Source organism: Myxococcota bacterium (assembly GCA_041389495.1).
Taxonomy (GTDB): Bacteria; Myxococcota_A; UBA9160; order UBA9160; family UBA4427; genus JAWKRT01.
The window spans coordinates 2,111,118-2,132,757 of the sequence record JAWKRT010000001.1; the positions used below are offsets into that span (position 1 = coordinate 2,111,118).

Consider the following 21,640-nt stretch of genomic DNA (forward strand, 5'->3'; position numbering starts at 1 on the left):
CGCTCGACGGGCGCCCGAGAATGCGCGCTCCACCGCCGATGGCAACCCCGCCGCGCGACGACCGGCCGCCGCGCGGACGCGGTCGAGGGGGCCGCTACGTCGACGTCGGGCCCCGCGTCGCGCTCGCGCGCGGCCCGCCGAGCGGCGCGTCGCCGTCGAGCAGCTCGCCTTCGAGCACGGCCTCGTCGGCATCCGGATCGGCCGCGAGCGCGTCGACGAGCGACAGGTGCGTTCCGATCGAGGTCCGCAGCGCGCTCGCGAGCCGGCTGCGGAGCCCGCGCAGGCTTCGGATCTCCTCCGAGAGCCGCGCGGCCCGGCGATGGGCGGCGTCGAGGATCTTCTCCGCCTTCACCTCGGCCTCGGCGAGCAGCACGTCGGCCTGCGTCTGGGCCGTCTTGCGCAGCTCGTCGCCCAGGTTCTGGGCCGTCACGAGGGTCTCCTTGAGGAGCGCCTCGTTGAGCGAGAGCTCCTCGAGCCTCGCTTCGAGCCGACGGATCTGGTCGGCCCGCGACTCCGACTCGCGCACGACGGCCTCGTAGTCCTCGGCGACGCCCGCGAGGAACGTCTCGACCTCGACCGCGTCGAGGCCGCGCCACGCCGACCGGAACTTGTGGCCACGAATGTCGAGCGGCGTCAGGCGCATGCGCACTCCCAGCGGGCGGCGGAATCGCCCGGCGTCGATCGGGCCGGGCTCGCGAGGCGGCAACTCCGCTTCGCGCTGCGGCAGCCGATCGGCGCAAGCCGGCGCGGGCTTTAGCGGTTGGCCGGCTGCGCCCGGCGCCCGCTCAGCTGCCGCCGAGCTCGCGCGAGCGGCGCGTCGCCGCGGCGACCGCCTCGTGCAGGGCGGCGCGGACGCCGCCCGCCTCGAGGCGCTCGAGGCCGGCGATGGTCGTGCCGCCGGGCGAGGTCACCTGGTCCTTCAGGGCGGCCGGGTGGAGGCCCGACTCGATCGCGAGCTGCGCGGCGCCGCGCACCGTGTGGAAGGCGAGGGCGTAGGCCGCGTCGCGCGGCAGGCCGGCTCGGACGCCGGCGTCGCCGAGCGCCTCGAGGAACAGGAACACGTAGGCCGGCCCGCTTCCCGAGAGCCCCGTGACCGCGTCGAGGAGCGCCTCGCTCGGCGCCTCCCACGCGTAGCCGACGGCCTCGAAGAGCGCGCGCGCCGCGGTGCGATCGGCCTGCGTCGCGTGCGCGTTCGCCACGAACGCCGTCGCGCCGCTCCGCGCGAGCGCCGGCGTGTTGGGCATCGCGCGGACGATGCGGGCGCCGGCCGGGAGGCGCGCCGCGATCGCGTGGATCGGCACGCCCGCCGCGATCGAGACCCACAGCTTCGCATCGAGGCCCGGCCGGCCCGCGAGTGCCGCGAGCGCCGGGTCGACGACGCCCGGCTTGACGGCGAGCACGACGACGTCGCTCCGCTCGACGACGCGCGCGTTGTCCTCGAGCGCCTCGGCGCCGACGTGCGCGCCGAACGCCTCGCGCGCCGCCGCGACCGGGTCGCTCGCGCACAGGTGGTCGCGGCGGACCCCCGCCGCGACGAGGCCGCCCGCCAGCGCGCGCGCCATCGCCCCGCAGCCGGTGAAGCCGATCCGGAGCGCGCCGAGCGCGTCGCTCCCGCGCACCGCCGCGGTCGACTCCGTCGCATCCGTCGCTGCCGTCACGTCCGTCCTCCGTCGCTCGCCGCGCCCGGGCCGCCGCTCGCATCGCCGTCGCTTCCGCCGGGGGCGGGCCGCGGCGCGTCCTCGCGCTCGCCGAAGATCGCGGTGCCGACGCGCACCGACGTCGCGCCTTCCTCGACCGCGATCTCGAAGTCGCCCGACATGCCCATCGAGAGCTCGCGCAGCCCGGCGCCGCCCGGCGCGCTGCGGAGCCTATCGCGCAGCGCGCGCAGCCGCGCGAAGGCGGCCCGCGCCGCGTCCGGACCGGCGGCGCGCGGGATCGTCATCAGCCCCTCGATGCGCAGGGCGCCGTGGCGCGCGCACGCGGCGAGGAGGGCCTCCGCGCCCTCGGGCGCGACGCCGCTCTTGCGGTCGTCGCCGTCGACGTTCACCTGCAGGAGCACCGGCAGCACGCGGCCCGCCGCCGCCGCGCGGCGCGCGAGCTCGTCGGCGAGCGCCGCGCGGTCGACGGTCTCGACCGTGTCGAAGAGCGCGACGGCCGCGGCCGCCTTGTTGCGCTGGAGCGGCCCGATCAGGTGCCAGCGCGGCGGCGGTGCGTCGCCCGCCACCGCGGCGAGCACGGCATCGCGCTTGTCGCGCGCCTCCTGCACGTAGTTCTCGCCGAGGTCCCGCGCGCCGGCGAGCACGGCGGCCGCGATGCGCTCGAGGGGCTGGCGCTTCGACACGGCGACGAGCCGCACCTCGTCGGGCGCGCGCCCGGCGCGGCGCGCGGCCGCCGCGATGCGCGCGCGCACGGCCGCGAGCCGCTCGCCGAGCTCGGGCGCGAGCGCGCGCGCCGCGTCGCGGAGCGCGGCTTCGGCGCGCCCGCTCACGCGCGATCCGCCGTCGCGCCGCGGTCGCGCGCAGCGGGCGCGGACGGCGCGACACCCGCCGCGCGCAGCAGGGCGACCGTCTCGGCGACGGGCAGGCCGATCACGTTCGTCTCGCTCCCGGCGACGGCGACGACGAAGCGGCGCCCCTCGCCCTGGAGTCCGTAGGCCCCGGCCTTGTCGAGCGGCTCGCCGGTCGCGACGTAGGCGCGGATCTCGTCGCGCGTCGCGTCGCGCATCCGCACCTCGCTCGCGACCGCGACCTCGCGCGCGACGCCTCCCGCGCACACGGCGACCGCGGTGACGACGACGTGCGCGCGGCCGACCAGGCGCGAGAGCAGGGCGACCGCGTGCTCCGGGTCGCGCGGCTTGCCGAGCACGTCGCCGCCGAGCACGACGATCGTGTCGGCGCCGAGCACGACGGCCCCGGGCGCGCGCGCCGCGACGGCGAGCACCTTCTCGCGCGCGAGGCGCCGCGCGAACGCCTCGGGCGCCTCTTCGGGGGCGCGCTCCTCCGGGATGTCGGCGGGCTCGACCTCGAAGGCGAAGCCGGCGCGCGCCAGCAGCTCGCGCCGGCGCGGCGAGGCGCTCGCGAGCACGAGGCGGGGGGCGGGAGCGGCGGCGGCGACGCGGGCAGGCACGGCGGCGGGAGTACCCCCGGCCCCGCCTAGCGTCAAGCGCGCGCGGCGTCGCGCGCGCGGCGCTCGACGGCGAGGCGATGCGGTAGCGTTCGCGCATGCAACGATCGCCGTCCGTCCGGCGCGCCGTGCGCTCGCTCGGAATCGCGCTCGCGCTCGCGGCGGCGCTCGCGAGCGCGGGCTGCGCGAGCGGCGGCCTCCCGTGGCCCTGGCGTGGCGCGGACGGGGTCGAGCGCGGCGACGACGGCCGCTGGCACGACGCCGACGGGCGCTTCGCGATCGCCGACCTCGCGCGCGTGTCGTCGCGCGCCGCCGACAGCGCGCCGACGCCGTCGACGCCGGCCTTCGAACGCATCCGGGTGGCCGGCGCGGTGCTCGCGTACCGCGCCTCGACGGGTGCGACGCTCACGATGCTGCGGGAGTGCGGGCGCGGCGATGCGCCGGCCGCCGTCCTCGCGCGCCAGCTGCGGATCGGGATCCGCGGCGCGGACGAGGAGGTGATCGAGTCGCGCGCCGTCACGCTGCGCGGCGACGACGGCTGGCAGCAGCTCTTCCGCGCCTACGAAGGAAGTCGCGCCGTGCTCGTGCGCAGCGTGACGCTGCGCGGCGGCGGATGCACGATGGACTGGGTGCTCGTCGACGCGAGCGACCCGGCCGTCGATGCCGCGTTCGAGCGCTGGTGGCAGAGCTTCGAGCCGTCGCGCGGAGGCGCGTCGTGACGGCCGCGTCGCGGGGGGACGAAGGCGCGGGCGGCGCGCCGGGCGGCGACGGTGCGCGCGAGCTCGCGCTCGAGCGCCTCGGCGACCGCGTGCTCGACGGGCTCGACGCCTTCGGCGACTTCCTGCTCCTCGGCGCGCGCACCTGGCGCACGGTGCTCGCGCCGCGCTTCCCGGCGCGCGACGTCGTCGCGCAGTTCGAGTCGCTCGCGGTGCGCTCGCTCGCGATCGTCGGCGTCACCGCGCTCTTCACCGGGATGGTGCTCGCGCTGCAAACGGTCGTGTCGCTCTCGCGCTTCGGCGCGAAGCCGTACACGGGCAGCTTCGTCGGGCTCGCGATCGCGCTCGAGCTCGGGCCCGTGCTGACGGCGCTGATGGTCTCGGGCCGCGTCGGTGCGGGCATCGCCGCCGAGCTCGGGTCGATGGCGGTGACGGAGCAGATCGACGCGATCCGCGCGCTCGGTGCCGACCCCGTGCAGAAGCTCGTGCTGCCGCGCGTCCTCGCGTGCACGTTCGGCCTGCCGCTGCTGACCGTCGTCGCCGACGTGCTCGGCGTGCTCGGCGGCGGCCTGATCGCGGGCCAGAACGGCATCGGCGCCGACTTCTACATGAGCACCGTGACCACGACGGTGACGCTCGAGAACTTCCTCCAGGGCATCGGGAAGACGTTCGTGTTCGGATGGATCGTCGCGTCGGTCGCCTGCTACACGGGCGTGCACACGCGCGGCGGCACGGTCGGCGTGGGGAAGGCGACGACGCGCGCGGTCGTCGTCTCGTCGATCGCCGTCTTCGTCTCGGACTTCTTCCTGAGCAAGCTGCTGCTGATGCTATGAGCGGGAGCGCGGTCGGCACGACGGCGGCGACGGACGGGACGGCGGCGCGCACCGACGACGGCGCGCTTCCGTTCGTCGAGATCCGCGGGCTGCACAAGCGGTTCGGCGCGAACCGCGTGCTGCGCGGCGTCGACCTCGTCGTCCCGCGCGGCAGCGTGTTCACGATCCTCGGCGGCTCGGGCTCGGGCAAGAGCGTGCTGCTCAAGCACCTGGTCGGACTGCTGCGCCCCGACGCGGGACGCGTCGTCGTCGACGGCGTCGACGCGACGGCGTTCGGCGAGGCCGAGTGGATCCCCGTGCGCCGCCGCATCGGCTACGTCTTCCAGGGCGCCGCGCTGTTCGATTCGCTTGACGTCTACGAGAACCTCGCCTACCCGCTGCGCGAGCACGAGGACTGGCCCGAGGAGCGCATCGCGCGGCGCGTCGCGCAGTGCCTCGAGGCGGTCGGGCTCGCGGGCGTCGAGCGCCGCATGCCCGCCGCGCTCTCCGGCGGGATGCGCAAGCGCGTCGGCGTCGCGCGCGCGATCGCGCTCGAGCCGAGCGCCATCCTCTACGACGAGCCGACGACCGGCCTCGACCCGGGCAACTCGCGCCGCATCGGGCGGCTCATCCGCTCGCTGCAGCAGCGCCTGCACGCGACGTCGGTCGTCGTCACGCACGATCTCGAGCTGTGCAAGACGATCTCGGACCGCGTGGCGCTGCTGCGCCACGGGGTCGTGTGCGAGGAGGGCTCGATCGAGGAGCTGCGGGCCGGCGCGCTGCCGGCCGTCGCCGAGTTCCTCGACGGCGAGGGCGAGGACGACGCGGCCGCCGCGCACGCGGAGGCGGGCGACGACGGTCCGGGCGACGGCGGGCCGGGCGACGAGAGCCGGAAGGAGGCGGAACGTGGACGGTGAGCGGCGGGTGCGCGTGATCGTCGGGGGCTTCGTCGTCGCGTGTCTCGCGGCGTTCGCGATCGTCGTCGTGTCGCTCTCGGCGGAGCGCGGCTTCTTCCGGCCGCGCTACCGGCTCGTCGCGCACTTCGAGAACGTGCTCGGCCTGCAGGCGAACGCGCCCGTGTGGCTCGCCGGCCGCGAGGTCGGCCGCGTCGAGAGCGTGCGCTTCGGCGAGCTCGGCGGGCGGCACCCGATCGAGGTCGAGCTGCGCATCGACATGGACGTGCAGGAGCTCGTGCGCGGCGACTCGACGGCGAGCGTCGGGACGATCGGGGTGCTCGGCGACTCGTACGTGGAGATCGGGATCGGCACGCTCTCCGCCGGGCCGCTGCGCGACGGCGACGAGATCGCGACCGTGACGCCCGTCGGGCTCGGCGCGCTGATCTCGAAGGCGGGCCTCGCGCTCGACTCGATCGCGTCGCTCGCGGAGGACGTCGACGGCGTGGTCGGACAGCTGCGCAGCGGCGAGCTCGGGCGCAATCTCGCCGAGACGGCGCACGCGCTGAACGACCTCGCGCTCGAGGTCCGCGACGGCGACGGCCTGCTGCACAGCCTCGTGTACGACAACTACGCGGGCGGAGGCGTCGAGAGCATCGAGCGCTCGCTCGCGTCGCTCGAGCACATCCTGAACGCCGTGCGCACGGGCGAGGGCATCCTGCACGACCTGATCTACAAGGAGACGAACGAGCAGGATCTCGTCGTCGAGGTGCTCGAGGCGGGTGCGCGCCTCAACTCCATCCTCGCGAAGGTCGACCGCGGCGAGGGCACGTTCGGGCTCATGCTGAATGACCCGACGCTCTACGAGGACCTGAAGATCCTCGTCGGCGGCGCGCAGCGGAGCGGCGTCGTGCGCTCGCTGATCCGCATGTCGGTGGAGTCGGGGCGTGAGTGACGAGCGGCGACGCTGGAGCCTCGAGACGGCGCGCGCGCTGCTGCCCGAGGTGCGCGCGCGCACCGAGCGCGCCGTCCGCGAGTTCGAGGCGCTCGACGCCGAGCGGCGCGCGCTCGCGGAGCGGCCCGGGGCCGAGACGGGCGACGACGCCGACGAGGCGGGCGACGACGCGGCGCCCGCGGCCGACGAGGACGCGTTCGATGCCGGCGACGAGCGCGCGCGCGTGGAGGCGCGCCTGCGCGCGTGCATCTCCCGCTGGGTGCGCGAGATGGAGGCGCTCGGTCTCGAGGTGAAGGGCGCGTGGCTCGTCGACTTCGACAACGGCAGCGGGTACTACTGCTGGCGCTGGCCGGAGCACGACGTCGCGCACTTCCACGGCTACGACGAGGGCTTCGCTTCGCGCGTGCGCATCCAGTGACGCGCGCGCCACGCCCGCGGCGACGCTAGGCGTCGGTCGAGGCCTCGAGCGAGACGACCTCGAGCGCGGCGCCGGCGTCCGCGGGCGCTGCGCGTCCGTCCGCCGCCGGGAACACCCCGACGACGCGCGCCGCGACTCCGCGCGCGGCGAGCGAGCCGGCGATCCCGCGCGCCTTCTCGAACAGCGCGGCCGCCACCGCGGGCTCGCAGTCGGCGAGCGAGGCGACGGCTGCGCGCGGCTCGACGCGCAGGTGCACGACGCGCCGCCGGAGCGCGGGCTCGACGACGCGCACGAGGGCGTCCTCCTCGAGCACGCGCACCGGAGCGGTCGGTGCGCCGGCGGGCACCGAGGACGGGTCGAGCAGCGACGGCGTCTCGCCGCGCAGGTCGCGCCGCAGGCTCTCGCGCACTCCGCCCGCGAGCTCCGTCTCGAAGGCGTAGGCCGGGTGGTCGATCACGAGGCGCGCGGGCTCCGCGTCGTCGCTCGCGAGGAAGCGCGCGCGCGCGCCGTCGTCGAGCGGGAAGCGGAGGTAGTGGACGGCCGAGATGCGGTCGGCCTCCATCTGTCGCTCGTCGAAGCGCGCGCGCACGCGCGCGGCGCCGTCGCCGCGGCCGACGACGAGCGCGACGTGCGCGTCGATGCCGAGCAGGCGGTCGAGCTCGCTGCGGATGCGGCCCATCTCCGGGATCTCGATGAACAGCGTCGCCGCGAGCTCGTGCGAAGTGGGGAGGAGCTCGCCGTACACTTCGATCTCGTGCGCGAGCTTCGCGGGGTCGTCGATGCGCTCGACGCGCGCCATCTCGAGGATCTGGTAGCGGACGGTCTCGCGATCCTCGAAGACGAGCGAGACGAGCTCGCCGACGGCGACGCGGCGATCGCGCTTGTGCGCGATCACGCGCGCGCGGTACGCGTCGCGCACGCGCTCGTAGCGCGCGCGGTCGAGGAGGTCGCTCGCGGCGAGCGCGCTCACGCTTCGTCGCCGCCGTACGCGCGGTGGAGCAGGACGATCGGGTGGAGCGCCTTGCGGCCGGTCGCCTCCTCGATGCGCAGCGCGGAGAGCGGGCACTCGGTGGCGACGTGGTCGGCCTCGGCCGCCTCGATGCGTTCGAGCATGCGGCTCGCGACCTGCATCGACGCGTCGTGGAAGCGCGCCTGCATTCCCCACGTGCCGTCGACGCCCGAGCAGGCGTCGACGAGCACGACGTCCGCGCCGGCGGCCTTGAGCAGCGCGCGCGACGGGAAGCCGACGTTCTGCGCGCGCAGATGGCACGGGGCGTGGTAGGCGACGCGTCCGAGCGGCCGCGTGAAGTCGCGGTTCAGGCGCTTCTCCTTGCCGAGGCGGAGCAGGAACTCCATCAGGTCGATCGTCGCGTCGGCGACGCGGCGCGCGGCCTCCGTGCCGAGGAGCTTCGGGTACTCGTTGCGGATCAGCAGCGAGCAGGACGGCCCGGGCACGACGACGGCGGCGCCCGCCTCGACGTGGGGGAGCAGGTCGTCGACGTTGCGGCGCGCGTTCGCGCGCACGGCGTCGAGGTCGCCCGTGTCGGTGTGCGGCATGCCGCAGCAGCGCTCGTAGCAGACGTCGACGCGCACGTCGCTGCGCTCGAGGACGAGGACGGCGGCGCGCCCCGCGGCCGGGTCGCTGTAGTTCACGCTGCACGTGGTGAACAGGACGGCGCGCCCGTTCGCGCCCTCGGCGCGCGGGCCGCGCGCGCCGAACCAGCGATCGACCGTGTCGGACGTGTACGACGGCATCACCCAGTCGCGGTGGATGCCGACCGTCTTCTCCATCGCGACGCGCGACAGCCGGTTCGTGTTGGCGAGGTTGAGGAGCGCCGGCGCCGCGCGGCCGACCCTGCCGAGCAGATCCGTGTTCGTCGCGAGGCGGCGGGAGAGCGGGACGCCGTCGCGCTTCGTGCGCACGAGCTGGTGGCGGCGCATGAGCTGCGGGAAGTCGACGTCCCATTCGTGCGGCGGCGTGTACGGACAGTGGTTGAAGCACTGCTTGCAGTGGAAGCAGAGCTCGTTCACCTCGTCGAAGCCCGCCCGTGCGACGCCGGCGATCTCGTCGTCGGTCGCGTCGACGAGCTCGAAGAGCTTCGGGAAGGACGGGCAGAGGGGCAGGCAGCGGCGGCACTGGTGGCAGATGTCGCCGACGCGGCGGAGCTCGCGGAAGAGCGCGTCCTCGTCCCAGAAGCCCGGGTCGTCGTACGACCACTGCGACGTCGGGAGCTCGGGCGGGTCCACCTTCATGCGCGCGACTCTAGCCCGCGGTGTCGCGGGGCCAAGGCGCGCGCGCGAAGCGAAGAGGGGAGGTGGCGCGCGCCACCTCCCCTCCGTCTCTCGTCGCGCGTGCCGTGCGTGCGCGGCGGTCTCGCGCGCATCCGCGGCGCGCGCGAGCGCGCGCGGCTCAGAGCTCCTCGAGCCCGTCGAGCGCCTTCTGGAAGCGGCCGGCGTGAGACTTCTCGGCCTTCGCCAGCGTCTCGAACCAGTCGGCGACGTCGCCGAGGCCCTCGTCGCGCGCGGTCTTCGCCATGCCCGGGTACATCTCCGTGTACTCGTAGGTCTCGCCGGCGACCGCCGCGCCGAGGTTCGCGGACGTGTCGCCGATGGGCTTGCCCGTCGCCGGGTCGCCGGCGGCCTTGAGGAAGTCGAGGTGGCCGTGCGCGTGACCCGTCTCGGCCTCGGCCGTGTCGCGGAACAGGCCCCCGACCTCGGGGTAGCCCTCGATGTCGGCCTGCTTCGCGAAGTAGAGGTAGCGGCGGTTGGCCTGCGATTCGCCGGCGAACGCGTCCTTCAGGTTCTGGTGCGTCTTGGTGCCGTTGAGCTTCGCCATGGAGTCTCCTGCGTGGTGGTGCGCGAGCGACGGGCCCGCTCCTGCGGCATCGCTCGTCGGGTGGCTCGTGGGAGCGCGCCATGGTGGCCAAGCGGCGACGCTCGTGTCAATCGCGCGCGCGCCGCCGTGCGCGTCGCGCGCGCTCGCGGCGCGCGGTCGCGAGCGCGCTGCCGAGCGCGAGCAGCGCGGCCGCGCCCGCCGCACCGGATGGGCTCGCGAGCGTCGCGCTCGGCACGGGCAGGGCACCCGTCGTCGCGAGCGCGCGCGTGAGCGTGGCGAGTGCGGCGGACTCGCTCGCGTCGAGCGGGCCTCCGGCGAGCAGGTCGTTCGTCTCGTCGACGTCGGGCGCGCTCCCGCCGAGGTCGTACATCTCGATGCGCCGTTCGTCGTCCTGGGCCCATTCGATCAGCTTGTATCGGTCGTCGCGCACTGCGCGGCCGTGCTTGCGCGACGGGTCGGGCGGGCCGCCGTTCGGCGTGAACGTCTCCGCGAACGCGTGCGTGCGCGCGGACGGCGCCGCCGGGTCGACGAGCTGCGCGGCGAAGCTGATCGAGCTCGGCGGCGCATCGCCGAGGCCGGCCAGCTCGAGCACCGTCGCAAACAGGTCCGAAGCCTGGACGAGCGCGTGCGAGACGCCGCCCACCGCACCCGGAGCGACGGCGCTCCCGCGCACGATCAACGGCGTGTGGATCCCCGATTCGTACAGCGTCGCCTTTCCCCGGTCGGGATCGGGCGGCTCGAGGACGTTCGCGGAGGTCCCGTTGTCCGAGACGACGATGACGGTCGTCGTGCTCCAGTCGACGTAGGTGAGGAACCGACCGAGCTCGCGGTCGACGGCTTCGGTGATCGCCTTCGAGCACTCGACCTTCGTCGCCGGCGTCGCGAAGCAGTTCGAGACGGCGAACGAGTGCAGGTAGGGCGGCGGGACGTGGAGCGGGACGTGCGCTGCGTTGAAGGCGAGCCACAGGAAGAAGGGCTCGCTGCCGTACAGGACGTCGATCGCGTCGTTCGTCGTGTCGGTGGTGAGGTAGGGGCGGTGCTCGCGCATCCAGCAGGAGCCGTCCCTGCACTTCACGTAACGGGAGTAGTTGCCACCGCTGTCGGCCGGGTTGCCGAGCGTGCCGCGATGGTGGTCGAAGCCGGACAGGAGCGGGTGGAGCCCCGTCGGCACGGGGTCGCCCGCCAGGTGCCACTTTCCGATCGCCTCGGTGCGATAGCCCGCCGCGCGCAGCCGCTTCGCGATCGTGTCGGCGTTCGGATCGAGCCCGATCGCGCGCGCCTCGCCGTCGGGGAAGATCACGCTCCCGACGCCGTGCTGCCATGGCTCGAGCCCCGTGAGTGCGGACGCGCGGAACGGCGAGCAGACGGGCTGCGCCCAGAAGCGGTCGAAGCGCACGCCCTGCGCCGCGAGCGCGTCGATGTGGGGGGTCGGTCCGGACGTCGCGCTGCCGAAGGCGCCGACGCGGTCGATTCCGATGTCGTCGAGCACGACGACGATCAGATTGGGCGGAGCGTCGGCATGCGCAATCGGCGCCGCGAGTGCGCGCAGCAGACCGAACGCCATCGCGAGGCCGAGCGAGCGCCGACCCATGCAGCCGATTCCTCGGCGCGGGAGGGTGTGCCGGCGGCCGGCGGGTGGCAAGAGGAATCGCACGGGCGCGCCGCGCCCGCACGAGCCGGCCCGAAGCGAGGCCCGCGGACTGCGGCGGGCCTGCCGGTCCGCTGCCGCAGCGCGGGCGCTAGAAGAGCGCGGCGTCGAGCGAGAGCGCGCCGGGGCCCGCGATCAGGACGGCCGCGCAGATCGCCGCCAGGTTGATCGTGTACTCCGCGCCGGGCGGGTCGTTCGTGATCAGGTAGCCCGCGCCGCGGTGACCGACGGTGCCCGCGACGAGCATCGTGAAGATCAGCACCAGCGCCGCCGGGCGCGTGAAGAGCCCGACCGCGAGGAGCACTCCGCCGACGAGCTCGGAGAGCATCGCCATGCGCGCCTGCAGGGCCGCGAACGGAACGCCGAGGTCGGCGAGCCACGCGGCGAACCCGTCGAGGCTCCCGCTGCCGACCACGCCGAGCTTGCCGAGCGCGTGCACGACGAAGCAGGGCCCGATGAACAGGCGGACGACGAGCAGGGCGAGATCGACGGCGCCGTCGCTGCTCGCGGTCAACAGGCTCGACAGGTCCATGCGCGGTTCTCCTCGTGCAGGGCGCGGGCGCGACGCGCGCGCGCGCGCTCCGTGCGGGCGGCCTTCGGTGAGCGGGCGCGCATTGGGTATCACGCGCCGGTGCCGCGCGTCACGCCCTTCGCGCGGGCCGCGGCGCTCGCGAGGACGCCCGTGCGGTCGCGCGACGCCGCGCGCGCGAGGCGATCGGCGATGTGCGGGCGCAGCTCCGCACGCCGCGCCGCGATCGCGGCGAGCGCGAGGGCGGCGCGCGCGCGCAGCGCGTCGTCGCGCTCGCCCGGCTCCTCGGCGACGGCGAGCAGCGCGTCGATGAGCGCGGCGGGCGGGTCGTCGATGCGCGCGGCGACGGTCGCGGCCGCGCGTCGTTCGGCGGCGTCGCCGGCGCGCGCGGCGAGGCGCGCGCGCACGGTCTCCGGCAGCGCCGCGTCGTCCGGCGCGAGCTCGGCCCACGCGAAGAGCGCCATCCGCCGCGCCGCGGCGCTCGGCGCGTCCCCGCCGCGGCGTTCCCGGCGGCGCGCGCCACGCCGTTCGCGTCGTCGCCGCGCGCGAGCGCGGCGACGACGGCGGTCGCCGACGGCTCCGCGCGTCCGATCGCGACGATCGTGCGCACCGCGAGCCAGCGCGACTCTCCGTCGGCGTCGCCGAGCGCGTCGACGCAGGCGGGAAGCCACCCCGGATCGGGCGGCGCGAGGCGCGCGAGCGCGCGCACGGCCGCGATGCGCGCGGGCCCGCGCGCACCGCGCAGGGCCCCGGCGAGCGCGCGCTCGACGGAGCGTCGCGTCGCGTCGCCCGCTGGGGGTGCACCGCCGCCCGCCGCGGCGATGGCGACGAGCGCGTCCGCAGCGGCGCGCCGCACGCCGGGCGCGGCGTCGCCGAGCGCGGCCGCGAGCGCCTCGACGAAGAACGCGGCGGCCGGGTCGCGCGACGCGCGACGGCAGGCGTCGCTGCGCGCGGCGGCGTCGCCGTCCCGCAGCGCGTCGGCGATCGCGGACACGCCGCCTAGCTCCGCGCCGACGTCCAGCGCGCGACCAGCGCGTCCTCGTCCGGGTCGGCGCGGCGCGCGCGCCCCTCGCGCTCGAGCTTGCGCAGGTGCGACGTCACCGACTGGCCCGCGGCCGCGTGGAGCGCCTCGGGATACGCGGCGTAGACGATCTTCACGATCTCGCCGACCGTCGTCGCGCCGGCCTCGATCGCCGCGAGGATCTGCGTGTCGCGCTCGCGGCGGTGCGCGATGTACTCGCGCACCTTCGCGACGCCGTCCTCGATGCACGGCCCGTGCGCGGGGTAGATGCGCGTCGGCGCCTCGGCCAGCAGCCGCTCGAGCGAGGCCATGTAGGCGCCGAGGTCGCCGCTCTGCGACGGGATCACCGTGGTCCCGACGCCGAGCACGTTGTCGCCCGAGAAGAGCGCGCCTTCCTCCTCGAGCACGAAGCACAGGTGGTCGGGCGCGTGGCCGGGCGTGTGCACGGCGCGCAGCGTCGCGCCCTCGGTCGCGACGCGTTCGCCGTCGCGGAGCGGCTCGATCGCGAACGGGTAGGTGCCGTCGACCTCGGGCCACGGGCACTTGTGCACCGGCACCTCGCCGTAGCGCCGCATCACCTGCTCGCAGCCGCCGATGTGGTCGGGGTGGCCGTGCGTGAGCGCGATGCGCTCGATCGCGACGCCGCCCGCGCGCTCGATCGCGCGCTCGAGCACGGGGAGGTAGGCGTCGAGGCCCTGGCCGGGGTCGACGAGGATGCGCGCCGCGCCGGTGCCGACGAGGTAGGTGTTCGTGCCGGGGCCCGTGAAGGCGCTCGGGTTCTGGCCGAGCGCGACGAGGACGCGCTCGCTCCACGCATCCACGTCGGGGAGCTGCATTCCGAGCATCACGGGGGGTGTCGTCATCCGCTTCCCTCGCCGGCGATCGTCATCTCCGCGATGCGCAGCGGTGGCGACGCGGCCGCACCGAGCCACGCGAGCTCCGAGCCCACCCGGTCGATCGCCGCGAGCATGTCGCCGAGGTGGCCCGCGATCGTGATCTCCTCGACCGGATACGCGATCTCGCCGTTCTCGATCCACAGGCCCGCCGCGCCGCGCGAGTAGTCGCCCGTCACGGGGTTGAAGCCCATGCCGATGAGCTCGGTCACGAGCAGGCCGCGGTCGGTCGCGGCGACGATGTCGGCGAGCGTGCCGCCGTCGCCCGGCTCGAGCCACAGGTTCGTGGTGCCGACGCCCGGCGCGCTGCCGACGCCGCGCGAGGCGTTGCCGGTCGAGGCCATCCCGAGCTTGCGCGCCGCATAGCTGTCGAGCAGCCACGTGCGCAGGCGTCCTCCGTCGACGAGGACGTTGCGACGCGTCGGCAGTCCCTCTCCGTCGAAGGGCTTCGAGCCGAGCCCGCCGCGGAGCCTCCCGTCGTCGACGATCGTGACGCGCTCGCTCGCGATCGCGTCGCCGAGGCGGCCGGCGAGGAAGGTCGACTCCCGGTAGACGGCGCCGCCCGACGCGCACGCGGCCACGTGGCGCACGAGGCTCGGCGCGGTGACGGCGTCGAAGATCACGGGGACGCGGCAGGTCGCGACGCGGCGCGCGCCGAGCCGCCGCAGCGCGCGCTCGGCGGCGGTGCGGCCGACGCGCTCGGGGCGCTCGAGCGCGGCGAGTCGCCGCGCGACGGTCATCCACCAGTCGCGCTGCATGCCGCGCGCGTCGCGCGCGAGCGGCTCGCAGAAGAGCGAGTGCGCGCCGCTCGCGTAGCTCCCGACGAAGCCCTCGCTGTTCGCGTACGTGACGAAGCTCGCGTCGGAGCCGACCTGCGTGCCCTCGGAGTTCGCGATGCGCGGGTCGGTCGCGCGCGCCGCGGCCTCGGCCGCGAAGGCGTCGTCGATGCGCGCCTCGATCGGGACGTCCGCGTCGGCGGCCTCGTACAGGTCGAGGTCGAGCCCGGCCGCGTCGCGCGCGAAGCCTTCCTCGGGGAGGCCCGCGTGCGGGTCGGGCGCCGTCGCGCGCGCGAGCGCGACCGTCTCCTCGGCCATGCGATCGACGGCCGCGGGCGCGAGGTCGCTCGTCGAGGTGACGGCGGACGACAGGCCCGCGCCGCGCTTCGGGTCGCGCACGAGCACGCGGATTCCGAGCCCGCGCTCGCGCGCCTGCTTCACGAAGTCGATCTCGCGGTCGCGCACGCGCGCCTCGCTCGAGCGCGACGCGACGAGCACGACGTCGCAGGCGGCGGCGCCCGCGGCGCGCGCGCGCGCGATCGCGCGCGCGGCGATCTCGGCCGCGTCGGCGTGGGTCGGCTCGCTCATCCCTGCGTTCCGCCGACCGTGATGCCGTCGATGCGCACGGTCGGCATGCCGACGCCGACCGGCACGCCCTGGCCGTCCTTGCCGCAGGTGCCGACGCCGTGGTCGAGCGCGAGGTCGCTGCCGATGCGCGAGACGCGCAGCAGCACGTCGGGCCCGTTGCCGATCAGCGTGGCTCCCTTGACCGGTCGGCCGAGCCGGCCGTCCTCGATCTCGTAGGCCTCGCTCGCGCTGAACACGAACTTGCCGCTCGTGATGTCGACCTGGCCGCCGCCGAACGAGACGGCGTAGAGCCCCTTGCGCACCGAGCGCAGGATGTCCTCCGGTGCGTCGTCGCCGGCGAGCATGAACGTGTTGGTCATGCGCGGGAGCGGCAGGTGCGCGTAGCTCTCGCGGCGGCCGTTGCCCGTCGGCGCCATGCCCATGAGCTGCGCGTTCAGCCGATCCTGCAGGTAGCCCGTGAGCACGCCGTCCTCGATCAGCGTCGTGCGCTGCGTCGGCGTGCCTTCGTCGTCGACGTTGAGCGAGCCGCGGCGGCCGGGGAGCGTTCCGTCGTCGACGACGGTCACGCCCGGGGCGGCGACGCGCTCGCCGATGCGATCGCTGAAGGCCGAGGTCTTCTTGCGGTTGAAGTCGCCTTCGAGGCCGTGGCCGATGGCTTCGTGCAGCAGGATGCCCGGCCAGCCCGGCCCGAGCACGACGTCCATCTCGCCGGCCGGGCAGGGCGCGGCCTCGAGGTTGAGCGTCGCGGTGCGCACGGCCTCGTCGACGAGCGGCTGCCAGACGGCGGGATCGAGCAGGCGGTCGAGCGCATGGCGTCCGCCCATGCCCTCGTAGCCGACCTCGCGACGGCCGCCGTCGGCGGCGATGACCTGACAGTTGAGCCGCACGAGCGGGAGCACGTCGCCCGAGAGGCACCCGTCGGCGCGTGCGACGAGCACGTAGCGCTGCTGGCACACGACGCTCGCCATCACCTGCACGACGCGCGGGTCGCGCGCCCGCGCGTGCGCGTCGATGGCGGAGAGCAGCGCGATCTTGCGCTCGACGGGGACGTCCGTGGGCGCGGTCGCGACGGGGTAGAGGTCGTGCGCGCGGGCGCGCCCCGCGACCGCCACGGAGCCGGCCTCGCCGCTCGACTGCGAGATCGCGCGCGCCGTCGCGGCGGCGAGCTCGACGCTCTCGAGCGTGATGTCGTCGGAGTGCGCATAGCCCTGGCGCTCGCCGCGGCGCGCGCGCACGCCCACGCCCTGCGCGACGTGCCGGTCGCCGCTCTTCACGATGCCTTCCTCGAGCGAGACCGCATCCTGCGTCGTGTACTCGAAGAACAGGTCGGCGTCGTCGACGGCGCGCGCGAGTGCCGTGCCGAGGCCGCGCGCGGCCGCGCGCTCGTCGACGCCGAAGCGCTCGCGGAAGAAGCGCTCGGCGCGCTGCGCGGCCGGGGCGTCGGCCGCGGTGTCGCTGCGGGCGTCGGGCATGGTGCTGCGTCCTCCCCGGGCCGGGCGCGCGCGCGGCGCACCCGGCGAGCGCGCGCGGGCGGCTCCGCGCGGCGGTCGGCCAGCTTAGGCGGCCTCGACGAGCGCCGGAAGCGCGTCGAGCGCGTCGAGCGCCGAGACGTCCACGAAGCGCATCCCGGCGGCGCGGGCGGCGCGCGCGTCGAGCGCCGCGTCGTCGCCCACGTACGCGCAGGCGGCCGCGGGCGCGCGCACGCCGGCGAGCGCGGCCGCGAGCGCGGCCGGGTCGGGCTTCGCGGCCCGGGCCGTCGCCGGTGTCGCGACGACGTCGAAGAAGCTAGCAATCCCGAGGTCTTCGAGGATTCCTGCGAGGCGATGGTCGAAGTTGGAGACGACGCCGAGCCGCCAGCCGCGGGCGCGCATGGCGGAGAGCGCGTCGCGCGCGCCCGGCCGCAGCCGCCAGGCCGCCGCTCGCGCGTAGTGCGCGAAGAGCGCGTCGAAGAACGCCTCGAAGTCGGCGAAGTGCGCCGTGCCGTCGGTCGCGAGGAAGACCTGGCGCACGAGATCGCGCCACCACGCGCGCTCGAGCGCCGGGACGTCGCGCGCGTCCGCGTCGGGGAACACCATGGGCGGCATGCGACGGCGCACGCGCTCGAACGCGTCGCCGAGGCGCCACGCGGGGAGCGCGACGCCGTGCTCGGCCGCGATGCGCGCGTACGTGTCGCCCGGCGGCTCCGCGAGCTCGATCAGGGTGCCCATCGCGTCGAGCAGCACGGCCTCGAGCGGCGCGCGCGACCTGCGCGGCGCGCCGTCGCCCGTCGCGGCGTCACCCGTCGCGGCGTCCGCGGGCGGCGGCGCGTCCGTCATGCGCGGCGCGCGGAGGCGATGAACGTCGCGGGCAGGTCGCGGCCGCGCGCGCGCGGGTCGTGGACCTGCACGTTCGCGCGCGCGAGGCCGCTCGCCGCGAGCCAGCCCTCGACCTCGTCGGGCGAGAAGCCCTGCCACTGCACACCGAGCTCGTGGCGCATCCACTCCTGGTCGTGCCGCACGAAGTCGACGATCACGACGACGCCGCCCGCGCGCACGATGCGCGCCATCTCGCGCACGGCCTCGGCGGGCTGCGGCAGGTACTGCAGCACCATGTGCGCGAGCGCCGCGTCGACGCTCGCGTCCTCGATCGGGAGCCGGCTCGCGTCGCCCTCGCGCAGCTCGACGCGCGCGAGCCCCTCCGCCTCGATCTTCGCGCGCGCGGTGTCGAGCATGCGGCGCGAGCGATCGACGCCGACCACGTCGAGCCCGAGCCGCGCGAGCTCGAGCGCGAGCACGCCCGTGCCGGTGCCGATGTCGGCGACGCGGAGCCCCGGGTCGACGAGGCGCGCGATCGCGCGCGCGCGCAGCACGTCGTCGTCGAAGACCTTGCGCAGCGCGTCCCACTCGGGGCCGACGGCGTCGAAGAAGCTTCGGGCGCGCGCGCCGCGCGCCTCGATCACACGCTCGAGCGCGGCCTCGTCGCGGCGCGCCGTCGGGTCGTTCGCGAGGCTCCGGCGCACGACCTCCCAGGTGTCGTGCCAGGCGCCCGACGCGGGCGGCGCGAAGCGGTAGAAGACGTAGGTGCCGTCGCGGCGGTCGACGAGCAGGCGCGCCTCGCGCAGGATCGCGAGGTGCCGCGACACGCGCGACTGCGCCATGCCGAGCACCTCCATGAGCTCCTGCACCATCAGCTCCTCGGACTCGAGCAGCCGCAGGATGCGCACGCGCGTCGGGTCGGAGAGCGTCTTGAAGATCTTCTGGAGCTCGTCGGTCGCGCTGCTCATGGAGGGCACAGCCTAACCGACTCGCGCGCGGGGCCCGTCGCCTAGCGGAAGGTCGGGCGCGCGAGCGTCCCGGTGATCGCGAGGCGGGTCGTCTGTCCGGGCTGCGCGTCGATGCCGAGGTCGCGGAGGACGGGCACGAGCGCGCGACCGGCCGGCCGCACGTCGAGCGCGAGGTCGAGCGCTTCCTGGCCGGCGACCTCGGCGAGCGCGACCGTGCCCGTCGCGCTCGCGAACAGCATCGGGCCGTCGAGCTCGAGCTTCGCCACGCGTGCGAAGACGTCGCCGCCGAGCGCGAGATCGCCCTCGAAGCGCGCGAACGGGACGGCGATCGGCAGGCCCGGGCCCATCAGGTTCCCCTCGGTCGCGTGGAAGACGAGCGTGCCCTCGGGCCGGCCCGCGTCGCCCGTCGCGACGTCGACCGCGGCCGTCACGCGGCCTTCCATGGAGAGGCCGGGCACGGCCTGGTCGAGCGGCAGCAGCGCGAGCGCGAGCCCGTCGAGGTCGCCGCGGAAGCCGCCGTGCGCCCCCACCGCGATCTCGCCCGCGACGCGGCCGAGCCCGCCGCCGTCGACGTCGACGGCGAAGGAAGGCTCGCCGCGCAGCCAGCCGAGCGAGAGGGCGGGCCGCAGGAAGACGCGCGGGAGCAGCAGCGCATCGCCGCGCGGGAGCGTCGCGCGCACGTTCGTCGCCGCGAGACCGAGGCCCGAGAGGCCGAGGTGCGGCGCGAGATCGTCGAGCTCGATCTGCACGCCGACGAGCGCCTCGCTGCGGTCGGAGATCGCGCGCGCGAGCCGCCCGTAGGGGAAGATCCAGATCGCGAAGAGCGTCGTCAGCACGCCCGCGAGCAGCGCGAGCGTCGGCCAGCGCACGCTCCGCGGCAGCAGGCCCGCGCCCGGGTCGAGACCGCGCGCCACCACTACAGCGGCTCGAAGCTCGAGACGGCGAACGTCACGTCGAGCAGCGCATCCGGGCCGCCCTCGCCGCGGGTCTTCATGCGCAGCGACTTCACGCTGAGCAGCTGCGGCGAGGACTCGATGTTGTGCAGGTAGTCGACGATCTGCGAGAGCGTGACGCCGGACAGCTCGACCTCGACCTTCGTCTCGCGATAGACCTCGTTGCTCGCGCCCTGGCGCGGGTCGAGCGACTCGACCTTGACGCCGGACGTCGCCGCGAGCGACTCGAGCAGCGTGAGGATGTTGCGGCTCTGGCCCTTCGCCTGGATGCGGCGCTCGACGGACCCGAGCCGCGCCTTGACCTCGTCGTACTCGCGCCGCAGGCGCTTCATCGAGGAGAGGTCCTGCTCGGCGTCGACGACGCCGGCCGACGCGCGCCCCGCGAGGTCGAGGAGCGGCGCGACCGCCACGAACCACACGAGCATGAGCGCGGCGAGCCCGCCGGCCGTGCCGAGCAGCAGACGCTCGCGCTGCGAGAGGTCGTCCCACGCGGTCTGGAGCCGGACGAGCAGCTCGTTCACGACGTCTCCTCGTCGTCGGTGCCGCCGGTCAGGCTGATCGCGACCGTGAAGCGCGTGCCGTCCTTCGTGCTCTCGATGCCGCCCTTGACCTCGGCGTTGCGGAACGGCGGCTCGGCGCTCAGCACGCGCGTCAGCCGCTCGGCCGCCTCGAAGTTGCTGCCGGCGACCTTGAGACGGATCACGCGTCCGGTGATGTTGAGCTCGAGCAGGCGGACCTCGAGGTCGGCCGGGATGCGTCGCGACAGCTCGGACAGGAGGTCGAGCGCGGAGAGGCTGCCGCCGTACACGCCGAGGAAGTCCGCGCGCTCGCGCGCCGCGTAGAGCTCGTTGCCGAGCTGCGTCACCGGGTTCGTCGTCGGCGCGGTGCCGACCGCCTCTTCGTAGAGGGCGGCGATCTGCCCGCGGATCGCGTCGGCCCGGCGCGACTCGAGCGAGAGCGACGTCACCGCGGTCGCGAGCCCGAGCGCGCCGACGACACCCGCCAGCACCGCCGTCGGCCGCAGGTCGCGCCCGAGGTAGCTGCGGAAGTCCGTGCGGTACGCGAGGTCGTCCTGGCGGAAGTCCGTCGCCGTCGTCGCGCGCGAGGTGCCGCGCAGCGCGAGCGCGAGGGCGGGGGCGAAGAGCGCGGGGTCGCCGCCCGCGAGCAGCGCGGCGCCCAGGCCCTCGGGCGGCACGGCCGGGCGCGCCGTGGCGATGCCGAGCCGCTCGCCGAGGTACTCGTCGAGCCGGTGGAGGCGCGCCGAGCCGCCGACCAGCACGACGCCGCCGACCTGCGTCGCGGCCGCGCCGCCGAGCAGCGGCTCGGCGGACTCGAGCAGGCGCACCGCCTCGCGCGCGATGCGGTCGAGCACGCCGACGGCCGACGGCGACGCGCTGTCGAACCCGAGGTGGAAGACGCCGTCCTCGCACTTCGCGTGCTCGGCGTCGTCGAGCGAGCGCCCCTGGTCGCGCGCCATCGCCTCGGTGACGTGGCGGCCGGCGACCGGGATCGCGCGCGCGAGCAGCGCCTTCCCGTCGCGCACGACGCACAGCTTGGTCGACGCGTGCCCCATGTCGACGACGAGGCGCGCGCCGTCCCAGCCGAGCACGGCGTGCAGGTTCGCGAGCGCGAGCCCCTCCGCCTCGAGCACGCGCGGCTCGCAGCCGGCCTCGCGCAGCACGTCGAGGCGCTCGGCGACCGCGCGCCGCGGCGCGATCGCGACCGCGAGCTCGGCGCGCGCGCGATCGCCGCCGACGGAGTCCCACGTGACGATCACGTCCTCGAGGTCGAAGGGCGTCTCGCCCTCGACCTCGAACGGCACCGCCGCGGCGAGGCGCTTGCGGTCGCGGAACGGGAAGGACATCGAGCGCACGGAGATGCGCTCGGCGGGAACGGCGGCGACGACGTGGTCGGTCGCGAGCTGGTGCATGGCCGCGAAGCGGCGGAGCAGGTCGGGGAGCGGGTGGTCGGGGAGGGCGCGCGGATGCATGCGCATCTGCGCGGGCTCGAGCGAGCTCAGCGTCTGGCGCAGCTCGACCGCCTTGATGGTGTGGGCGCCGAGATCGAGCCCGAGGACGTTCTTCATCAGCGGCAACGTCGACTCTCCCGCCCCTCGCGTTCCTTCGGCCGCGTCGGCCGCGTCCGCCCCGTCGACCGCGTCGCCGTGCGCCGCGCGGCTCGTCGACCGCGCGCGCGGTGCGCCCGCGTGACGGTGCC

General features: G+C 75.6%; 23 protein-coding genes. 5 read left to right on the plus strand and 18 right to left on the minus strand.

The features are described from left to right. Positions 1–94: 94 nt before the first annotated feature. The 4 genes from R3E88_09335 to R3E88_09350 all read right to left on the minus strand — a co-directional run bounded on the left by R3E88_09335 (position 95) and on the right by R3E88_09350 (position 3,126). A complete protein-coding gene (locus R3E88_09335; protein MEZ4216665.1) occupies positions 95–643 on the minus strand; it encodes a DivIVA domain-containing protein in 549 nt (182 codons plus the stop codon). 142 nt (positions 644–785) lie between these two features. Next, the gene (proC, locus tag R3E88_09340) at positions 786–1,658 is read right to left on the minus strand and encodes a pyrroline-5-carboxylate reductase (protein MEZ4216666.1); all 873 of its coding nucleotides are present in this window, start codon (positions 1,656–1,658) and stop codon (positions 786–788) included. Next, positions 1,655–2,488, minus strand: a complete 834-nt coding sequence (locus tag R3E88_09345) for a YggS family pyridoxal phosphate-dependent enzyme (protein MEZ4216667.1) — start codon at positions 2,486–2,488, stop codon at positions 1,655–1,657. The genes proC and R3E88_09345 overlap by 4 nt, the downstream gene beginning before the upstream one ends. Then, positions 2,485–3,126, minus strand: a complete 642-nt coding sequence (locus R3E88_09350) for a Maf family protein (protein MEZ4216668.1) — start codon at positions 3,124–3,126, stop codon at positions 2,485–2,487. Before R3E88_09350 ends, R3E88_09345 begins: the two co-directional genes overlap by 4 nt. 95 nt (positions 3,127–3,221) lie before the next feature. Between R3E88_09350 and R3E88_09355 the strand changes: the two genes are divergently transcribed. Genes R3E88_09355 through R3E88_09375 form a run of 5 tightly spaced genes read left to right on the plus strand, consistent with a single transcriptional unit; the run spans position 3,222 to position 6,917 of the window. Next, positions 3,222–3,842: a hypothetical protein gene (locus R3E88_09355; GenBank protein ID MEZ4216669.1), complete on the plus strand. Its 621-nt coding sequence runs from the start codon at positions 3,222–3,224 to the stop codon at positions 3,840–3,842. Continuing rightward, complete coding sequence (locus R3E88_09360; GenBank protein MEZ4216670.1) at positions 3,839–4,672, plus strand: ABC transporter permease; 834 nt, start codon at positions 3,839–3,841, stop codon at positions 4,670–4,672. Before R3E88_09355 ends, R3E88_09360 begins: the two co-directional genes overlap by 4 nt. Continuing rightward, positions 4,669–5,568 (plus strand): ABC transporter ATP-binding protein, encoded by a 900-nt coding sequence (locus R3E88_09365; GenBank protein MEZ4216671.1) that lies wholly within the window; start codon positions 4,669–4,671, stop codon positions 5,566–5,568. The genes R3E88_09360 and R3E88_09365 overlap by 4 nt, the downstream gene beginning before the upstream one ends. Next, positions 5,558–6,499, plus strand: coding sequence for an MlaD family protein (locus R3E88_09370; protein ID MEZ4216672.1), 942 nt, complete (start codon positions 5,558–5,560; stop codon positions 6,497–6,499). Before R3E88_09365 ends, R3E88_09370 begins: the two co-directional genes overlap by 11 nt. Continuing rightward, on the plus strand, positions 6,492–6,917 hold the full coding sequence (locus R3E88_09375; protein ID MEZ4216673.1) for a DUF2203 family protein: 426 nt from the start codon (positions 6,492–6,494) through the stop codon (positions 6,915–6,917). The genes R3E88_09370 and R3E88_09375 overlap by 8 nt, the downstream gene beginning before the upstream one ends. Before the next feature lie 25 nt (positions 6,918–6,942). Here R3E88_09375 and R3E88_09380 read toward each other — a convergent pair whose 3' ends face one another. The 14 genes from R3E88_09380 to gspL all read right to left on the minus strand — a co-directional run bounded on the left by R3E88_09380 (position 6,943) and on the right by gspL (position 21,509). Continuing rightward, entirely contained in the window at positions 6,943–7,887 is a 945-nt protein-coding gene (locus R3E88_09380) for a DUF3501 family protein (protein ID MEZ4216674.1), read from the minus strand. Further along, positions 7,884–9,170: a heterodisulfide reductase-related iron-sulfur binding cluster gene (locus tag R3E88_09385; protein MEZ4216675.1), complete on the minus strand. Its 1,287-nt coding sequence runs from the start codon at positions 9,168–9,170 to the stop codon at positions 7,884–7,886. Before R3E88_09385 ends, R3E88_09380 begins: the two co-directional genes overlap by 4 nt. 157 nt (positions 9,171–9,327) lie before the next feature. Continuing rightward, the gene (locus tag R3E88_09390; GenBank protein MEZ4216676.1) at positions 9,328–9,753 is read right to left on the minus strand and encodes a rubrerythrin family protein; all 426 of its coding nucleotides are present in this window, start codon (positions 9,751–9,753) and stop codon (positions 9,328–9,330) included. Between the two features lie 106 nt (positions 9,754–9,859). After that, positions 9,860–11,344, minus strand: coding sequence for a sulfatase-like hydrolase/transferase (locus R3E88_09395; protein ID MEZ4216677.1), 1,485 nt, complete (start codon positions 11,342–11,344; stop codon positions 9,860–9,862). 148 nt (positions 11,345–11,492) lie between these two features. Beyond that, positions 11,493–11,933, minus strand: coding sequence for a DoxX family protein (locus R3E88_09400; GenBank protein ID MEZ4216678.1), 441 nt, complete (start codon positions 11,931–11,933; stop codon positions 11,493–11,495). 89 nt (positions 11,934–12,022) lie between these two features. Beyond that, entirely contained in the window at positions 12,023–12,394 is a 372-nt protein-coding gene (locus R3E88_09405; GenBank protein MEZ4216679.1) for a hypothetical protein, read from the minus strand. Positions 12,395–12,929: 535 nt separating this feature from the next. After that, on the minus strand, positions 12,930–13,814 hold the full coding sequence (locus tag R3E88_09410) for an MBL fold metallo-hydrolase (GenBank protein MEZ4216680.1): 885 nt from the start codon (positions 13,812–13,814) through the stop codon (positions 12,930–12,932). After that, positions 13,811–15,208: a metallopeptidase TldD-related protein gene (locus R3E88_09415; protein ID MEZ4216681.1), complete on the minus strand. Its 1,398-nt coding sequence runs from the start codon at positions 15,206–15,208 to the stop codon at positions 13,811–13,813. Before R3E88_09415 ends, R3E88_09410 begins: the two co-directional genes overlap by 4 nt. Further along, the gene (gene tldD, locus R3E88_09420) at positions 15,205–16,680 is read right to left on the minus strand and encodes a metalloprotease TldD (protein ID MEZ4216682.1); all 1,476 of its coding nucleotides are present in this window, start codon (positions 16,678–16,680) and stop codon (positions 15,205–15,207) included. Before tldD ends, R3E88_09415 begins: the two co-directional genes overlap by 4 nt. Positions 16,681–16,764: 84 nt before the next feature. After that, entirely contained in the window at positions 16,765–17,523 is a 759-nt protein-coding gene (locus R3E88_09425) for an HAD-IA family hydrolase (protein ID MEZ4216683.1), read from the minus strand. Beyond that, positions 17,520–18,470 carry a metalloregulator ArsR/SmtB family transcription factor gene (locus R3E88_09430; protein MEZ4216684.1) on the minus strand — a complete coding sequence of 317 codons (951 nt, stop codon included), beginning with the start codon at positions 18,468–18,470 and terminating at the stop codon, positions 17,520–17,522. Before R3E88_09430 ends, R3E88_09425 begins: the two co-directional genes overlap by 4 nt. Positions 18,471–18,511: 41 nt before the next feature. Next, positions 18,512–19,384, minus strand: coding sequence for a type II secretion system protein GspN (gene gspN / locus R3E88_09435; GenBank protein MEZ4216685.1), 873 nt, complete (start codon positions 19,382–19,384; stop codon positions 18,512–18,514). Between the two features lie 2 nt (positions 19,385–19,386). After that, positions 19,387–19,944, minus strand: coding sequence for a type II secretion system protein GspM (gene gspM / locus R3E88_09440; protein MEZ4216686.1), 558 nt, complete (start codon positions 19,942–19,944; stop codon positions 19,387–19,389). Further along, on the minus strand, positions 19,941–21,509 hold the full coding sequence (gspL, locus tag R3E88_09445) for a type II secretion system protein GspL (protein ID MEZ4216687.1): 1,569 nt from the start codon (positions 21,507–21,509) through the stop codon (positions 19,941–19,943). Before gspL ends, gspM begins: the two co-directional genes overlap by 4 nt. Positions 21,510–21,640 lie beyond the last annotated feature (131 nt).

What these genes read in the sequence shown, in the direction of transcription:
- R3E88_09335 (MEZ4216665.1), bottom strand. Translation starts at nt 643, where the DNA reads ATGCGCCTGACGCCGCTCGACATTCGTGGCCACAAGTTCCGGTCGGCG.
- R3E88_09355 (MEZ4216669.1), top strand. Translation starts at nt 3,222, where the DNA reads ATGCAACGATCGCCGTCCGTCCGGCGCGCCGTGCGCTCGCTCGGAATC.
- R3E88_09365 (MEZ4216671.1), top strand. Translation starts at nt 4,669, where the DNA reads ATGAGCGGGAGCGCGGTCGGCACGACGGCGGCGACGGACGGGACGGCG.
- R3E88_09385 (MEZ4216675.1), bottom strand. Translation starts at nt 9,170, where the DNA reads ATGAAGGTGGACCCGCCCGAGCTCCCGACGTCGCAGTGGTCGTACGAC.
- R3E88_09390 (MEZ4216676.1), bottom strand. Translation starts at nt 9,753, where the DNA reads ATGGCGAAGCTCAACGGCACCAAGACGCACCAGAACCTGAAGGACGCG.
- R3E88_09395 (MEZ4216677.1), bottom strand. Translation starts at nt 11,344, where the DNA reads ATGGGTCGGCGCTCGCTCGGCCTCGCGATGGCGTTCGGTCTGCTGCGC.
- R3E88_09400 (MEZ4216678.1), bottom strand. Translation starts at nt 11,933, where the DNA reads ATGGACCTGTCGAGCCTGTTGACCGCGAGCAGCGACGGCGCCGTCGAT.
- R3E88_09405 (MEZ4216679.1), bottom strand. Translation starts at nt 12,394, where the DNA reads ATGGCGCTCTTCGCGTGGGCCGAGCTCGCGCCGGACGACGCGGCGCTG.
- R3E88_09410 (MEZ4216680.1), bottom strand. Translation starts at nt 13,814, where the DNA reads ATGACGACACCCCCCGTGATGCTCGGAATGCAGCTCCCCGACGTGGAT.
- R3E88_09415 (MEZ4216681.1), bottom strand. Translation starts at nt 15,208, where the DNA reads ATGAGCGAGCCGACCCACGCCGACGCGGCCGAGATCGCCGCGCGCGCG.
- tldD (MEZ4216682.1), bottom strand. Translation starts at nt 16,680, where the DNA reads ATGCCCGACGCCCGCAGCGACACCGCGGCCGACGCCCCGGCCGCGCAG.
- R3E88_09425 (MEZ4216683.1), bottom strand. Translation starts at nt 17,523, where the DNA reads ATGACGGACGCGCCGCCGCCCGCGGACGCCGCGACGGGTGACGCCGCG.
- R3E88_09430 (MEZ4216684.1), bottom strand. Translation starts at nt 18,470, where the DNA reads ATGAGCAGCGCGACCGACGAGCTCCAGAAGATCTTCAAGACGCTCTCC.
- gspL (MEZ4216687.1), bottom strand. Translation starts at nt 21,509, where the DNA reads ATGAAGAACGTCCTCGGGCTCGATCTCGGCGCCCACACCATCAAGGCG.